Origin of the sequence: Roseicella aerolata, assembly GCF_020523605.1 — a bacterium.
Taxonomy (GTDB): domain Bacteria; phylum Pseudomonadota; class Alphaproteobacteria; order Acetobacterales; family Acetobacteraceae; genus Paracraurococcus; species Paracraurococcus aerolatus.
In genome coordinates this window covers 84,078-99,786 of the sequence record NZ_JAJAQI010000018.1, presented here as the reverse complement: position 1 = coordinate 99,786, position 15,709 = coordinate 84,078, and the positions used below count along the sequence as shown (strand labels likewise).

Here is a 15,709-nt window from a genome sequence, read left to right as displayed (position 1 = left end):
CTGGGGTCACGTTGACCGCATCCGGGGCGCCGCCGTAATTTAGCCGTTGAGATTAAGCACACCGCCGGTTCCGCCCCGGACCCGAAAGATGATGCGGCGCCGGGAAGACCGCGTGAAGGAGTAGTGTATGAGCCTGCCCGAGACCGCCCTCGCCGGCACGGGTGTGACCACCGGGTCCACCGTGCACGCCAACCTGACGGCCCCGGGGCTGGTCGAGCATGCCATCCGCCGCGGCGAGGGCCGGCTGTCCGCCGATGGCGCCTTCATGGCGGTGACCGGCGTGCATACCGGCCGCTCGGTGCAGGACAAGTTCGTGGTCGATGACCCCGAGGTCCACAACGAGGTCTGGTGGGGCAAGATCAACCAGCCCATGGCGCCGGAAAAATTCCGCGGCCTGGCGGCGAAGGTGCGCAACTGGCTCGGCGCCCGGCCGGTGCTCTTCACCCAGGATCTCTATGCCGGCGCCGATCCGGCGCATCGCATCCGGGTGCGGCTGGTCACGACCAATGCCTGGCATGCCCTGTTCGCGCGCAACATGTTCATCCGGCCGCTGCGGGCGGAACTCGACGGCTTCGTGCCGGACTTCACCATCCTGCACGCCCCTGAGTACGAGGCGAACCCGGCCGAGGATGGCTGCCGCAGCAATACCTGCATCGCCCTCTCCTTCGCGGCGAAGACCATCCTGATCGCCGGCACCTCCTATGCCGGCGAGATCAAGAAGAGCATCTTCACCGTCATGAACTGGCTGCTGCCGGCGCGCGGCGTGATGCCGATGCATTGCAGCGCCAATGTCGGCCGCGCCGGCGATACCGCGCTCTTCTTCGGCCTTTCGGGCACCGGCAAGACCACGCTCTCCTCCGACCCGGAGCGCAGCCTGATCGGCGATGACGAGCATGGCTGGTCCCCGACCGGCGTCTTCAACTTCGAGGGCGGCTGCTACGCCAAGGTCATCCGCCTCGACCAGGATGCCGAGCCGCAGATCTGGGCGGCCTCCCACCGCTTCGGCGCGGTGCTGGAGAACGTCGTGGCCGATGAACTCGGCAATCTCGATCTCGACGACGCCTCGCTGACCGAGAACACCCGCTCCTGCTACCCGCTGGAGTTCATCCCGAACACCGTCGCGGGCGGCGTCGCGGGGAAGCCGCGCAACGTGGTCATGCTGACGGCGGATGCCTTCGGCGTGCTGCCGCCGATCAGCAAGCTGACCCCGGCGCAGGCGATGTACCACTTCCTCTCGGGCTATACCGCGCGCGTCGCGGGCACCGAGAAGGGGCTGGGCAAGGAGCCGCAGGCGACCTTCTCCACCTGCTTCGGCGCGCCCTTCCTGCCGCGGCACCCGGAGGTCTACGGCAAGATGCTGGCCGAGCGGATCGCCACCGACGGCGCCGATTGCTGGCTGGTGAACACCGGCTGGACCGGCGGCGCCTATGGCACCGGCAAGCGCATGTCCATCCACCACACCCGCGCCCTGCTGCGGGCGGCGCTGGATGGCAGCCTGGCGAAGGTGGAATTCGTGAAGGACCCCTTCTTCGGCCTGATGATGCCGAAATCGGTCCCGCACATCCCGGCCGAGGTGCTGAACCCGCGCGAGTCCTGGGCCGACAAGGCGGCCTATGACGCGACCGCGGCGAAGCTGGTCGGGCTGTTCGAGAAGAATTTCGAGAGCTTCGCCGGCGCGGTCAGCGACGAGGTGAAGGCGGCCGCGATCCGCGCGGCGGCCTGACCCATGCCCGATGGTGGGCTCGGCCCGGGGCGGCGCGGCGGCGGGGGGCAGCCCCCGCCCACCAATGTCCTGGGCGGCCCGCTGCTGCCCTGCTCCGTCGCGCCGCTGACCGGCTTCTTCCGGGATGGCTGCTGCAACACGGGGCCGGAGGATCTCGGCCTGCATGTGGTCTGCGCCGAGATGACCGCGGAATTCCTCGCCTTCTCCAGGGCGCGCGGCAATGACCTCTCCACCCCGCGGCCGGAATTCGGCTTCGCCGGCCTGAAGCCCGGCGACCGCTGGTGCCTCTGCGCCGCGCGGTGGGAGGAGGCGCGGGCGGCCGGCATGGCGCCGCGCGTGTTGCTGGAGGCGACGCATATCGCGGCGCTGGAGGTGTGCAGCCTGGAGGACCTGAAGGCGCACGCGGTGGACGCTTAGCGGCGCGCCGACGCGCCCTTCGCGGACTTTGCCGCGAGCACCCCCGTCCCCACCCGCGCCGTCAGCGGCAGGTGGTCCGAGGCACGCCGCGCCAGCGGCGTGTCATGCGCCGCGACGCCCGTCACCAGCCCGGGCGGCCAGCCGAGGATCCGGTCCAGCGAGCCCACCGGGCGGAAGGCCGGGAAGGTCGGCGCCGGCGGCGGCGTGCCGAAGACCGACTCCAGCACGCCGAGCGCGCCGCGCCCGACCCGCCACTCGTTCAGGTCGCCCAGCAGCAGCGTCGGCAGGCCCTGTCCCGGCCCCGTCTCCATGGCATGCAGCAGCAGGCCGGCCTGCACCCGCCGCTGCCCCGCGCCGAGGCTCAGATGCGTGCCGATCACCCGCAGGGGGCCATGGCCGAGGTCCAGCACCGCCAGCAGCGCGCCGCGCGGCTCCATCCCGCCGAGGCGGAGGCCGATCGGGCCCGCCAGCACCTCTGCCTCCCGCCGCACCAGCAGCAGGTTGCTGCGCCAGCCCTGGTGGTCCGGCCGTTCCGGCAGGGCGAGGGCGCGCAGGCCGAGCTCCTCGGCCATCACCCGCGCATCCAGCATGGGCGTGCCGCGGCGGAGATAGTGCTGCGCCTCCTGCAGGGCGATCAGCTCGGGCCGGATCTCGGCGATGACGCCGAGGATGCGGTCCGGCCGGAACCAGCCCGCCGGCCCGCGGCCGCGATGGGCATTGTAGGTGGCGACCAGCATGGAGTCCCCCGGATCCCTGCGATGCGCGGGGTCGCTGCCCGGCGGCATGCTCATCCGCCCGACAGCCTGCCGCTGGGGCCGAGGCGCCGCGGCGGCAATGCGGCATCCGGCCAGGCCGCGGGGGCGGGCTGCCGCCCTGCCTTCCTGGCCCGGCGCCGCGCCAGGCCATGCCAGCCCGCGGCGCCCAGCGCCGAGCCGGCGGCCGTCAGCGCCACATCCGTCCAGGTGTCGGTCCAGTCGCCGATCAGGCCGGTGGCCCATTCGAAGAGCTCCCAGCCGATGCCGAGCACCAGGCCGGATCCCGCCCCGGCCAGCACCAGCCGGAACGCGCCGCGCGCCCGCCCATCCGCCAGCAGCAGCGCGGCGAAGACCGCGCCCGCCAGCACCCCGCTCAGCAGATGCACCGTCTCGTCATAGGGGTTGGCGCCGTAGAACCAGTTCAGCCCGTAGCCCGGGCTGGAGAGCAGCGAGGCCAACGCCGGCACCGCATCCAGCCGGCGGGGCAGCGCCCGCAGCCGCCAGGGCAGGCGCCGCATGCGCTCCCGCGGCGGCAGCATCAGGGCCAGGCACCCGCCCAGCGCGACCAGCGTGCCGAGCGCGGCGGAGCGCTTGTCGAGACTCCAGAACCAGGCGGCCACCGCAACCATGGCGGCCAGGCACACCCAGGCGAACCAGCTCTGCCGCCGGCCGTCACGCCGCATCTCAGGGGCCACCAACCCTCTCCCAGCTTGCGGTCCGGCAGGGCGTGGGGGCCGCGGATGCGGGGCGCGTGGCGGGACCGGCAGCGGTGAGCAACGCGCGGACGGGCCGCGGGTGGCCGGAGGGCGGCGATCCGGGGGCGTGAGGGCGCCGGTGTCCGGCCGTGGCGCGGCAAGCCGGGCCTGCGCCGGGCGGGGCGGCAGCGAAGCCCGCGGCGGGCGCAAGATCCGCCGGCTGCGGGTCCGCCCTGCCGGACGCCGCCTGCCCTACCGGCCCTGGTGCTCCAGCCGGTAGCGGTGCGCCCGGTAGGCGCCGAGCACCTTCAGCTCGCGGCTGAAATAGGCCAGCTCCTCCAAGGCCCGCTGCACCGGCGGCTGGTGCGGGTGCCCGTCCACATCGGCCAGGAACTGCGTCGCGGTGAACTCGCCATCGAGCATGTAGCTCTCCAGCTTCGTCATGTTCACGCCGTTGGTGGCGAAGCCGCCGAGCGCCTTGTAGAGCGCGGCCGGGATGTTGCGGACGCGGAAGACGAAGGTGGTCACGCAGTCCGGCGTCGCCGCCGGCGGCCAGGCCGGGCCAGGGGCGCAGACATAGAAGCGCGTGGTGTTGTGCGCCGCATCCTCCACGTTCCGCCGCAGGATCTCGAGCCCGTAGGTCTCGGCCGCCAGCGCCGAGGCGATCGCCGCATCCTCGATGCCGCCACGCTCGGCGATCAGATGCGCGGCGCCGGCCGTGTCGGCCTCGATCACCGGCGTGAGGTTCAGCTCCCGCAGGATCTTCCGCACCTGGCCGAGCGCGACGGGGTGGCTGTGCGCCCGCTTCAGCGTGGCCAGCGTCGCGCCGCGCGGCGCCAGCAGGCAGTGCTCCACCCGCTCGAAATGCTCGCCGACGACGGAGAGGCCGCTTTCGGGCAGCAGGCGGTGGATGTCCGGCACCCGGCCGGCCAGCGAGTTCTCGCAGGGCAGCATGGCAAGCTGCGCCTCCCCGCTGCGGACGGCATCCATCGCCGCCTCGAAGCTCGGGCAGGGCAGGGTGCGCCAGCCGGGATAGGCGGCGCGGCAGGCCAGGTCGGAATAGGCCCCGGGCAGGCCCTGGAAGGCGATGAGGTTGGACATGCGGCCCGCCGTGGACAGGAGGAAGCGGGGCTTCTAACCAACCCCCCGGCAGGGCGCAAACCGTGGGGGCGAGGCATGCGGGCACTGATGGATCCGGTCGCGGGGCGCCGGGGGCCGGGGGCATGAGCGCGGTCGAGCCCGCCTTCGTCGCGGCGGCCGAGGCGGCGGCCGATCTCGCCGGCCAGGTCATCCGTCCGCTCTTCCGCAGCCCGCTGCTGGTCGAGGCCAAGGGCGATGCCAGCCCGGTGACCGAGGCCGACCGCCAAGCCGAACTCGCCATCCGCGCCCTGCTGCGGGAGCGCTTCCCGGAGCACGGCATCTGGGGCGAGGAGTACGGGCCGGAGCGGCCGGAGGCGGAGTGGCTCTGGGTGCTGGACCCGATCGACGGCACCCGCGCCTTCGTCACCGGCCGGCCCCTGTTCGGCACGCTGATCGGCCTGCTGCACCGGGGGCGCCCCGTCCTCGGCCTGATCGACCAGCCCGGCATCGGGGAGCGCTGGATCGGCGTCGAGGGGGAGCCGACCCGCTTCCGCTCCCCGCTTGGCGGCACCGCCCGCTGCCGGCCCTGCCCGGCGGTCGGCAATGCCGAACTGTCCTGCACCAGCCCCGACATGTTCGAGCCCGAGGACCGCCCGGGCTTCGAGCGGCTGCGCGCCGCCGCCCGCCGCGTCACCTGGGGCGGCGACTGCTACGCCTATGGCCTGCTGGCGCTGGGCCTGGTGGATGTGGTCTGCGAGAGCACCATGAAGCCCTGGGACTGGGCGGCGCTGGTGCCGGTGGTGGCGGGCGCCGGCGGGCGCGTCACGGGCTGGGACGGCAGGCCCCTGACGCTCGGGAGCGACGGGCGGGTGCTGGCGGTGGGCGACCCGGCGCTGCTGGAGGAGGCGGTGGGGCTGCTGGGCGGCTGAACCGGATTCCGTTCGGAACCGAAGGCCGATCCGCTGCAGGCCATCGGTCGCCGGGCAGATACATGCCCCTGCGCGATCCGCCCCGGGCGAAGGTTGTCCCGGCCGGTCCGAACCCCCATCCTGCGGTCATGCATCGCCGCGACCTGCTGGCCAATGGCGTGACCCTTGGCCTCGCCCTTCCCGCGCTGACCATCCTCCCCTGGGGCCGCGCCGCCGGCGCGGCCACGCCTGCCGGCAAGGCGGGGCCGGACGGCACCATCCGGACCCATGCCCTTTCCCTGCTGGGCGACCCCGCCCTGCCGGCCGATTTCCGGCACTGGCCCTGGGTGAACCCGGATGCCCCGAAGGGCGGCGAGATCGCACTGACCGCCCTCGGCAGCTTCGACAGCTTCAACCAGTTCATCCTGCGCGGCACCGCCGCCGTGGGCCTCGGCAACCTCTACGACACGCTGCTGAAGGAAAGCGCGGAGGAGGCGAGCACCGAATACTGCCACCTCGCCGGCATGATCGAGGTGCCGGCCGACCGCATGGGCGTGACCTTCGAGCTGCGGCCGGAGGCGAAGTGGCATGACGGCCGGCCGATCACGCCCGAGGACGTGGTCTGGACCTTCAACACCCTCCGCGCCCAGGGGCGGCCCTTCTACCGCGCCTATTGGGCGGATGTGGCGGAGGTGATGGCGGAGGGCGGCCGCCGCGTCGTCTTCCGATTCCGCAACAACGAGAACCGCGAACTCGCCCTCATCCTCGGCCAGATGCCGGTGTTGCCGAAGCACTGGTGGGAGGGCCGGGACTTCAGCCGCCCGCTGCTCGACATCCCGCTGGGGTCCGGCCCCTACCGGCTGGAGCGGTTCGAGGCCGGACGCAGCCTGGTCTACCGGCGCGTCGAGAATTACTGGGCGCGCGACCTGCCCACCATGAAGGGCACCGCCAATTTCGACTCCATGCGCTACGAGTATTTCCGGGACAGCACGGTGGCGCTGGAGGCCTTCAAGGCCGGGCAGATCGACTTCCGGACCGAGAACATCGCCAAGGAATGGGCGACGGCCTATGACTTCCCCGCCGTCCGCCGCGGCCTGGTGAAGCGCGACGAGATCCGGCACGAGCTGCCGACCGGCATGCAGGCCTTCGCCATGAACCTGCGCCGCCCGCTCTTCCAGGATGCCCGCGTCCGCCGCGCGCTGATCGAGGTCTTCGACTTCGAGTGGATGAACGCCAACCTGTTCTACGGCAGCTACGCGCGCACCACCTCCTACTTCTCGAACTCCGAGCTGGCCTCCTCCGGCGTGCCGCAGGGGCGGGAGTTGGAGATCCTGGAGAAGTACCGCGGCAAGGTGCCCGACCGGCTCTTCACCGAGGAATACAGGCTGCCCGTCACCGACGGTTCCGGCAACAACCGGGAAGGGCTGCGCCGCGCGCTGGACCTGCTGCGCCAGGCCGGCTGGACGGTGCGCGACCGCAGGCTGGTCAATGCCCGCGGCGAGAATTTCGCCTTCGAGATCCTGCTGAACGGCCCGAGCTTCGAGCGCGTGGCGCTACCCTATATCCGCAGCCTGGAACGCCTCGGGATGGAGCCGCGCGTGCGCACCGTGGACCCCGCGCAGTACCAGGTGCGCATGGACGCCTTCGACTACGACATGACCGTGGACGTCATCGGCCAGAGCCTGTCGCCGGGCAACGAGCAGCGCGACTACTTCACCTGCGCCAAGGCCCAGGAGAACGGCAGCCAGAACATCGCCGGCATCTGCGACCCGGTGATCGACGAGCTGGTCGAGATGGTGGTCGGCGCGCCGGACCGCGAGGAGCTGGTGGCGCGCACCCGCGCGCTCGACCGCGTGCTGCTCTGGAACGATTTCATGGTGCCGAACTGGCATAGCCGGACCTTCCGCGTGGCCTACTGGGACAAGCTCGGCCGGCCCCCGCGCAACCCGAAATACGCGCTGGCGCTCGACAGCTGGTGGGTGGAGCCGGCGCGCGTTGGCGTGGTGGAGCAGGGCAAGCGCGAAACGCAGCAGCCGCCGCGCCAGTAGCATGGGCGCCTATCTCCTCCGCCGCCTCGCCCTGGTGGTGCCGACGCTGCTCGGCATCATCCTGATCAATTTCGCCGTGGTGCAATTCGCCCCCGGCGGCCCGGTGGAACAGATGCTGGCCGAGCTGAAGGGCGAGGGCGGCGGCACCCTCGGCCGCCTCTCCGCCGAGAGCCAGGGCGAGATGCGCGGGCCGCAGCGCGCGGAGAACACTGGCGGCGGCGGGGAGGGCAGCCGCTATCGCGGGGCGCGCGGCCTGGATCCCGCCATCGTCGCGGAGATCGAGAGGACCTTCGGCTTCGACAAGCCCTGGCACGAAAGGCTGCTGGAGATGCTCTCCGGCTATGCCCGCTTCGACCTCGGCCGCAGCCTGTTCCGCGACCGGCCGGTGGTGGACCTGATCATCGAGAAGATGCCGGTCTCCATCTCCCTCGGCCTCTGGTCCACGCTGATCATCTATCTCGTCTCCATCCCGCTCGGCATCCGCAAGGCGGTGCGGGACGGCTCGCGCTTCGATATCTGGACCAGCGCCGTGGTGCTGGTGGGCTACGCCATCCCCGGCTTCCTCTTCGCCATCCTGCTGGTGGTGCTCTTCGCCGGCGGCAGCTTCCTGCAGATCTTCCCGCTGCGCGGCCTGCTCTCGCCCGGGATGGAGATGGCGCCCTTCTGGGAGCGCGCGGTGGACTATGCCTGGCACATGGTGCTGCCGACCCTCGCCCTGGTCATCGGCGGCTTCGCGGGGCTGACCATGCTGACCAAGAACTCCTTCCTCGAGGAGATCCACAAGCAGTACACGGTGACGGCGCGGGCCAAGGGGGCGGGCGAGCAGCGCGTGCTCTATGGCCATATCTTCCGCAACGCCATGCTGCTGATCATCGCCGGCTTCCCGGCGGCGTTCATCGGCATCCTCTTCACCGGGGCGCTGCTGGTCGAGATCATCTTCTCCCTCGACGGCCTCGGCCTGCTGGGCTTCGAGGCGGCGATCCGGCGCGACTACCCCGTGATGTTCGGCACCCTCTACATCTTCACCCTGCTCGGCCTCATCATGCAGATCGTCGGCGACTTCACCTACACGCTGGTCGACCCGCGGATCGACTTCGAGGCACGGCGGTGAGCGTGGCGGTCGCGGCATGGCAGGGAGGGCGCTGCCCTCCCTGCACCCTCCCGCCAAGGGCCGAAGGGCCCTTGGAACCCATGAAGCATCGCCGTTGGAGGTATACGTCCAACCGGTCCCCGGCGGGAATCGAGCGCATGCGTTCGATGGGGGCAGAGCCCCCTGCAACACCATGACCCTCTCCCCGCTCACCCGCCGCCGCCTCGCCAATTTCCGCGCCAACAAGCGCGGATACTGGTCGCTGTGGATCTTCGCGGCGCTCTTCCTCGTCACGCTCTTCGCCGAGTTCATCGCCAATGACCGCCCGCTGGTCGCCCGCGTGGACGGGCGCTGGTACGTGCCGGTGCTGGCCGATTACGCCGAGAGCGACATCCTGGAGGACGGGCTGCCCACCGATGCCGACTGGCACGACCCGGTCCTGGTGCAGGGGATCGAGGAGCGCGGCTGGATGCTCTGGCCCCTGATCCCCTATGCCTACAACACGGTGGTGAAGGGCCTCGACCAGCCCGCGCCCTCCCCGCCCTCGACGCGCAACTGGCTCGGCACCGACGACCAGTCGCGGGACGTGCTGGCGCGGGTGATCTACGGCTTCCGCATCTCCGTGCTGTTCGGCTTCACCCTCACCATCGTCTCCTCCGTCCTCGGCATTGCCGCCGGCGCGGTGCAGGGCTTCTATGGCGGCGCGACGGATCTGCTCTTCCAGCGCTTCATCGAGATCTGGTCCGGTATGCCGCAGCTCTTCCTGCTGATCATCCTGGCCAGCATCATCGAGCCGAGCTTCTGGACCCTGCTGATCTTCCTGCTGCTCTTCTCCTGGATGGGCCTGACCGGCGTGGTGCGGGCGGAATTCCTGCGCGGCCGCAACCTCGACTATGTCCGCGCCGCGCGCGCCCTCGGCGTCTCCGACACGCGGCTGATGGCGCGCCACATCCTGCCCAACGCCATGGTGGCGACGCTGACCTTTCTGCCCTTCATCCTCAGCGGCAGCGTCACCGTCCTCGCCTCGCTGGACTTCCTCGGCTTCGGCCTGCCGCCCGGCTCGCCCTCGCTCGGGGAACTCCTCTCCCAGGGCAAGAACAACCTCCAGGCGCCCTGGCTGGCCTTCACCGGCTTCGTGGTGCTCGGCGGCGTGCTGACGCTGCTGATCTTCGTCGGCGAGGCGGTGCGCGATGCCTTCGATCCCCGCAAGCTGCCGGGGGGCTTCGGCAAATGAGCGCGCCGGTCGAAACCCCCGCGCCCGCCACGCCGGTACCGCGCGGGGCGCCGCTGCTCTCGGTGGAGGACCTCTCCATCGCCTTCGGCGCCCGCACCGTCGTCCGCGGCGTCTCCTTCGCCGTCCATCGGGGGGAGACGGTGGCGCTGGTGGGCGAGAGCGGCAGCGGCAAGTCCGTCACCGCCCTCTCCACCCTCCGCCTGCTGCCGCCGGCCGGGCACAACCCCTCCGGCCGGATCATGCTGGACGGCACGGATGTGCTCCGCGCCGATGAGCGCGCCCTGCAGCACCTGCGCGGCGGCGTCGCCGGCATCGTCTTCCAGGAGCCGATGACCTCGCTCAACCCGCTGCATACCATCGCCCGGCAGGTGGGGGAGGCGATCACGCTCCACCGCCCGCTCTCGGGCGGGGCGCTGCGGGACCGCATCCTGCACCTGCTGCACCAGGCCGGCCTGCCGAATGCCGAAGCGCGCCTCAACGCCTATCCGCACCAGCTCTCCGGCGGGCAGCGGCAGCGGGTGATGATCGCGGCGGCGCTCGCCAACGATCCGAAGCTGCTGATCGCGGATGAGCCGACCACCGCGCTCGACGTCACCATCCAGGCGCAGATCCTGGAGCTGCTGCGGGACCTGAAGCAGCGGCTTTCCATGGCGATGCTGCTGATCACCCACGACCTGCAGATCGTCCGCCGCCATGCCGACCGGGTGGTGGTGATGAAGGACGGGGAGGCGGTGGAGCAGGGCGAGACGGCGAAGGTTTTCGCCGATCCCCGCCACCCCTATACCCGCATGCTGCTGGCGACCGAGCCGCGCGGCCGCCCCGCCCCGGTGCCGGGGGGCGCGAAGGAGATCGTGACCGGCGAGCAGGTGAAGGTGCATTTCCCGATCCGCCGCGGCGTCCTCCGTCGCACCGTCGGCCATGTGAAGGCGGTGGACGGCGTCAGCCTGACGGTGCGGGAGGGCGAGACGGTCGGCTTGGTCGGCGAATCCGGGTCCGGCAAGACCACCCTCGGCCTCGCCCTGCTCAGGCTGGAGACCAGCCAGGGCGCCATCCGCTTCGAGGGCCGGGACATCCAGCCCCTCTCGCGCTCGGCGCTCCGCCCGCTGCGCCGGCGCATGCAGATCGTCTTCCAGGACCCCTATGGCTCCCTCTCCCCCCGTCTCTCGGCCGGGGAGATCATCGGGGAGGGGCTGGAGGTGCACGAGCCCGACCTCTCCCGCGCCGCCCGCGACGCGGCGGTGGCGGAGGCGCTGACGGAGGTCGGCCTCGACCCGGCCATGGCGGCCCGCTACCCGCATGAGTTCAGCGGCGGCCAGCGCCAGCGCATCGCCATCGCCCGCGCCCTGGTGCTCAAGCCCCGGCTGGTGGTGCTGGACGAGCCGACCAGCGCCCTCGACGTCTCGGTCCAGGCCCAGGTGGTGGAGCTGCTGCGGGCGCTGCAGGAGCGGCACCGGCTCGCCTATCTCTTCATCTCGCACGACCTGCGGGTGGTCCGGGCGCTGGCCCACCGCATCATCGTGCTCAAGGACGGCCAGGTGGTGGAGGAGGGTGAGGCCGAGAGGCTTACCGCCGCGCCGGCCCAGCCCTATACCCGCGCCCTCATGGCGGCGGCTTTCGATTTGCGCGCTCTCCGCGCGACCGACCCCCGCGAGACGGAGGGAGCGGTGAAGACGTGACCGAGCTGGAGCGACTGCGTGAGCTGCTGGACAAGGACCAGGTCAAGCTCGGCGTTCATATCCGCAAGATGAACAGCCCCGGCTCGCCGGTCTATCGCACCATGGAGAATGTGGTGCCGGCTGGCGCCGTCCTCGTCGCCTCCTTCGGCGCCACCGTGCTGACCCATTTCTATGTCGGCGCCGTGGTGCTCGCCATCGGCTGCTGGTGGTGGCTGACGAAGCAGATGCCCAAGGTGAAGGATGGCGTCTTCGACCGCACCGCCGCCCTCGTCCTGTCCGACGAATCGCAGTTCGACTTCTGGTGGTCCCGCGGCGTGCTCAGCCTCTATGCGAAGCTGCCGGATGGGGAGGAGCGTGCCGCCATGCGGCGCAATGACTGGCGCGCCTGGGTGCGCGACCTGCCGGAGGGGCTGGAGACCCTGCCCGCCGGCCACATGATGCAGGAGCAGTGATGGCCATCCTCCTCTCGACCAAGGCCTCCGCCATGGAGGCCTGGCGCGACGCGCTGCTGGAACTCGACCCCTCGCTCGAGATCCGGATGTTCCCGGAAGCCGGCGACCCCGCCGATATCGAGGCCGCGGTCTGCTGGACCTCGCACGACATGGGGGAGCTGCGGCGCTACCCGAACCTCAGGCTCATCGTCTCCATGGGCGCGGGCGTGGATCACCTGCTGCGCCCGCCGGGCCCGCCGCCCGGCATCCCGGTGGCGCGGCTGGTGGACCACCGCCTGACCACGGGCATGACCGAGTGGGTGTTGCTGAACGTGCTGCGCTTCCACCGGCAGGACCCGGACTACCGCGCCCTGCAGGCGGCGCGGGTGTGGGAGGAACTGCCGGCGCCCGAGACCAGCAGCGCCCGCCGCATCGGCATCCTGGGCCTCGGCGAACTCGGCGCCGCCTCGGCGAAGGCGCTCCTCTCGCTTGGCTTCCCCGTCATGGGCTGGTCCCGCCGGCCGAAGGCGATCGAGGGGGTGGAGGGATTCCACGGCCCCGAGGGGCTGGAGGCCATGCTGCCCCGCACGGACATCCTGGTCTGCCTGCTGCCCCTCACGCCCGGGACGCGCGGGGTGATCAATGCCCGCAGCCTCGCCCTGCTGCCGCGCGGCGCCTTCCTGATCAACGGCGCCCGCGGCGGGCATGTGGTGCAGCCGGACCTGCTGGCGGCGCTCGACAGCGGCCAGATCGCCGGCGCCGCGCTGGATGTGTTCGAGCCGGAGCCGCTGCCCGCCGACCATCCCTTCTGGGGACACCCGAAGGTCATCCTGACGCCGCATGCCGCGAGCATCACGATCCCGCGCAGCGCCGCACCGCAGGTGGTGGAGAATATCCGCAGGTCCCGGGAGGGCCGGTCGCTGATCAACCTGGTGGATTTCGCCGCCGGCTATTGAGGTGCGGCGGCCGGGATGGCGGGGCGCAGTCGCGCTCCCATTCCTCACCAACGTTTTCACGCCGGTCGTGCCGCATGAAAACGCCCTAATCGTTATTTGGAGGGTGGAATCGCGCCACAGGGCGTTTCCGCCCTGTGGCGATCCGCCCTGGTGACAGAGCAGGAAGCGACGCCCCGGGCATACCCACCCGGGATCCGGGCGGGGTGTCAGCGCGACGCTGTTGGCGTGTGGACGTTGCCGGCGGCGACGTCCGAGACATTGCGCTCACCCGGCCGGCTGCGCCGGCCGCAAGTCAGGCCCCGTGCCGGTCGGGGTCAGCCGGCGCGACGTGCCTCGCGCGCAGCATCGCTGTTCGCCGCACCCTCGCTGGCCGCCGGCATGTCGCGCAGATGCGTCTCGGCCTCGGACATGATCTGGCGCATGTCGCGCAGGAAGGCCGTCCCCTTCAGCGTCCGCTGCACGATCACGCTGCGGCGGTCCATCGGGTCCACCTTGCGGCGCGCCAGGTCCAGCTCGCCAAGGCGGTCGAGCGCCCGGGTGATGGCCGGCTTGGAGACGTTCAGCTCAGCCGCCAGCCCGCGCACCGTGTGCGGGCCGTCGGTCAGGTAGACCGTCAGGAACACGCCCAATTGGCGCGCCGAGAGGTCCGGACCATCCCGCCGCACGAGGGCGACGACCGTGTCCCGTAGGATGCCGACCAGCTGGTCGGGGTTGCTCTGTACCGCCATGGCTTCAATCCCCTTGCCCCTACGGGCTCTCGCGCTGACCGAAGCGGGACCCTTACCCCCGATCGGTACAATCAGTGTCAGAGGCACTACAGACGGGTAACGCATCCCGCATTAGTGAGAGCCGCGAAAGCCGAAAAGTTCCCTTGGCATCTCGTTGTTGTTACCGGCCCGGCCCCGGTATGCCGCCGAACAGAGTCTCGATCGCCCCTGCCACGGCCCGGATCGCCTGTGCCTCGCCCCCTTCCGGCCGTCCCGGTCTCGCGCTGTCATTCCAGGCGTAGACGTCCAGATGGGCCCAAGCAGTACCGGCGGGGACGAAACGGCGCAAGAACAAACCACCGATGACGGCCCCGGCCATGGGGCGTGCGGCAACGTTGTTCATATCCGCAACGGTGCTGTCCAGCCAGCCATCATAACCGTTGTGGAGTGGCAATCTCCACAGGGGGTCGGCGGCCTTCTCCCCGGCCGTCAGCAGCGCCGCGGCCAGCGAATCATCCGGGGTGAACAGCGCCGGCAGGTCGGGCCCGAGCGCGACCCGCGCCGCCCCGGTCAACGTCGCGCAATCCACCAGCAGCGCCGGCCCGCGTTCCGCCGCGAAGGCCAGCAGGTCGGCCAGCACCAGCCGCCCCTCGGCATCGGTGTTGCCCACCTCCACCGTCAGCCCGGCGCGGGTGCGGAGCACGTCCCCCGGGCGGAAGGCATTGCCGGCCACCGCATTCTCCACCGCGCCGACCAGCACCAGCAGCCGCACCGGCAGCCCCGCGCGCATCACCATCTCGGCGATGCCCATCACCAGCGCGGCGCCGCCCATGTCCTTCTTCATCCGCAGCATGGCCGAGGCGGGCTTGAGGTCGAGCCCGCCGGTGTCGAAGCAGACGCCCTTGCCGCAGAGCGCCACCAGCGGCGCCTCCGGCGCGCCCCATTCCAGCAGCGCGACCCGCGGCGCGCGCGGGCTGGCCTGGCCGACCGCGGCCAGGGCCGGGAAGCCTTCCTGCAGCGCCGGGCCCTCGATGATGGTGCAGCGCGCCCCGTGCAGGGTGGCGAGGTCCTGCATCGCCAGCGCCAGCTCGGCCGGGCCCATCAGGTTGGCGGGCGTGTTGATCAGGTCCCGCACCCGCCAGGCCGCCGCGGCGGCGTGCTGGGACCGCATCGTCCCCTCGGGCGGGATCAGCCGTGCCGGGGCGCGCGGCGCCTCCTTGAAACGGGTGTAGCGATAGGCGCCCAGGCACCAGCCGAGCACGGCCTCCGCCGCGTGGTCCTCGCGCGCGAGGCGCCAGGTGCTGCCGGCCGGCAGGGCCTGGGGCAGCCCGCCGAAGGACCAGGGGGTGGGCGGCGCCTCGCCCAGCCCGAGCACGGCGCCGGAGAGGCCGCCGCCGCCCGGCAGCAGCCGGACCTCCTGCGGCCTCGCCGCGAAGCCGGAGGCATCGAGGAAGCCCGCCGCCTCCGGCGGCAGAACGGCCCGGAACGCCTCCAGCCCGGAGGGGGTGACGCAATGGAGCGGCAGGGAGGCGGCGTCCGACGCCGCGAGACAATCCAGCATGATGCAATGTCCCGTACAGCCGGCGCCCGGGGGCGCGGCGCGGCGCCGCGGCGATGCCCTGGCGCCGGAATACTTCCGGCTTTTTCATGCGGCCTGAGGCGATTCCTGTCCAGGGGCAGCACCCGCCGCCGCGTCCAGGATGCCGGGGCGCTCCTCGACAACCGGAACCGGCCAGGGGGCGTTTTCAGGTACAAAGCTGCGCCACGCCCCTGTTCCGGGCAGCCGGCCGGGATGGCGGCGGAGAAGCTCCGTCCTGAAAAAAGGAAAAGTCAGTCAGTGGAGCTGCGCGTGCCAGAAATGATGCGCCGGGTTCAGAGGCTGGGACAGTAGCAGCGCCTCCGGCCCGGCCAGCGCCGGGTGGAGCGGGCGGGCCTTGCGCGCGCCGCCGGATCGGCCAGCGTCGCCGCGACCAGGCGGCGATCGCCGGA

Annotated in this window: 14 protein-coding genes; 9 read left to right on the top strand and 5 right to left on the bottom strand. The window is 71.6% G+C overall.

The features are described from left to right. Window positions 1-127: 127 nt before the first annotated feature. Together LHA35_RS13550 and LHA35_RS13545 are read left to right on the top strand one after the other, a co-directional pair. Window positions 128-1,723, top strand: coding sequence for a phosphoenolpyruvate carboxykinase (locus LHA35_RS13550; protein ID WP_226608806.1), 1,596 nt, complete (start codon window positions 128-130; stop codon window positions 1,721-1,723). Window positions 1,724-1,726: 3 nt separating this feature from the next. Then, window positions 1,727-2,140: a DUF2237 family protein gene (locus tag LHA35_RS13545; RefSeq protein WP_226608805.1), complete on the top strand. Its 414-nt coding sequence runs from the start codon at window positions 1,727-1,729 to the stop codon at window positions 2,138-2,140. Here the strand turns inward: LHA35_RS13545 and LHA35_RS13540 are convergent. From LHA35_RS13540 to LHA35_RS13530, 3 genes are all read right to left on the bottom strand, one after another. Beyond that, window positions 2,137-2,931, bottom strand: coding sequence for an endonuclease/exonuclease/phosphatase family protein (locus tag LHA35_RS13540; RefSeq protein WP_226608804.1), 795 nt, complete (start codon window positions 2,929-2,931; stop codon window positions 2,137-2,139). The two genes, LHA35_RS13545 and LHA35_RS13540, sit on opposite strands and share 4 nt — an antisense overlap. Beyond that, window positions 2,928-3,590, bottom strand: coding sequence for a hypothetical protein (locus LHA35_RS13535; RefSeq protein WP_226608803.1), 663 nt, complete (start codon window positions 3,588-3,590; stop codon window positions 2,928-2,930). Before LHA35_RS13535 ends, LHA35_RS13540 begins: the two co-directional genes overlap by 4 nt. 252 nt (window positions 3,591-3,842) lie before the next feature. Continuing rightward, a complete protein-coding gene (locus LHA35_RS13530) occupies window positions 3,843-4,691 on the bottom strand; it encodes a prephenate dehydratase (RefSeq protein WP_226608802.1) in 849 nt (282 codons plus the stop codon). 122 nt (window positions 4,692-4,813) lie between these two features. On the opposite strand from LHA35_RS13530, the gene LHA35_RS13525 reads away from it, so the two are divergent. The 7 genes from LHA35_RS13525 to LHA35_RS13495 all read left to right on the top strand — a co-directional run bounded on the left by LHA35_RS13525 (window position 4,814) and on the right by LHA35_RS13495 (window position 13,013). Beyond that, window positions 4,814-5,599, top strand: a complete 786-nt coding sequence (locus LHA35_RS13525) for an inositol monophosphatase family protein (RefSeq protein WP_226608801.1) — start codon at window positions 4,814-4,816, stop codon at window positions 5,597-5,599. Between the two features lie 128 nt (window positions 5,600-5,727). Next, window positions 5,728-7,626, top strand: a complete 1,899-nt coding sequence (locus LHA35_RS13520; RefSeq protein ID WP_226608800.1) for an extracellular solute-binding protein — start codon at window positions 5,728-5,730, stop codon at window positions 7,624-7,626. A gap of 1 nt (window position 7,627) precedes the next feature. Continuing rightward, entirely contained in the window at window positions 7,628-8,737 is a 1,110-nt protein-coding gene (locus LHA35_RS13515) for a microcin C ABC transporter permease YejB (RefSeq protein WP_226608799.1), read from the top strand. Window positions 8,738-8,909: 172 nt separating this feature from the next. Continuing rightward, entirely contained in the window at window positions 8,910-9,950 is a 1,041-nt protein-coding gene (locus LHA35_RS13510) for an ABC transporter permease (protein ID WP_226608798.1), read from the top strand. Beyond that, window positions 9,947-11,626 (top strand): ABC transporter ATP-binding protein, encoded by a 1,680-nt coding sequence (locus LHA35_RS13505; RefSeq protein WP_226608797.1) that lies wholly within the window; start codon window positions 9,947-9,949, stop codon window positions 11,624-11,626. Before LHA35_RS13510 ends, LHA35_RS13505 begins: the two co-directional genes overlap by 4 nt. Further along, entirely contained in the window at window positions 11,623-12,078 is a 456-nt protein-coding gene (locus LHA35_RS13500) for a hypothetical protein (RefSeq protein WP_226608796.1), read from the top strand. Before LHA35_RS13505 ends, LHA35_RS13500 begins: the two co-directional genes overlap by 4 nt. Then, window positions 12,078-13,013, top strand: coding sequence for a 2-hydroxyacid dehydrogenase (locus tag LHA35_RS13495; protein ID WP_274707788.1), 936 nt, complete (start codon window positions 12,078-12,080; stop codon window positions 13,011-13,013). The genes LHA35_RS13500 and LHA35_RS13495 overlap by 1 nt, the downstream gene beginning before the upstream one ends. Window positions 13,014-13,327: 314 nt before the next feature. Here LHA35_RS13495 and LHA35_RS13490 read toward each other — a convergent pair whose 3' ends face one another. Both LHA35_RS13490 and LHA35_RS13485 read right to left on the bottom strand, forming a co-directional pair. Further along, window positions 13,328-13,741 carry a MarR family transcriptional regulator gene (locus LHA35_RS13490; protein WP_226608795.1) on the bottom strand — a complete coding sequence of 138 codons (414 nt, stop codon included), beginning with the start codon at window positions 13,739-13,741 and terminating at the stop codon, window positions 13,328-13,330. 160 nt (window positions 13,742-13,901) lie between these two features. Beyond that, on the bottom strand, window positions 13,902-15,281 hold the full coding sequence (locus LHA35_RS13485) for a leucyl aminopeptidase family protein (protein WP_226608794.1): 1,380 nt from the start codon (window positions 15,279-15,281) through the stop codon (window positions 13,902-13,904). Window positions 15,282-15,709: the final 428 nt, after the last annotated feature.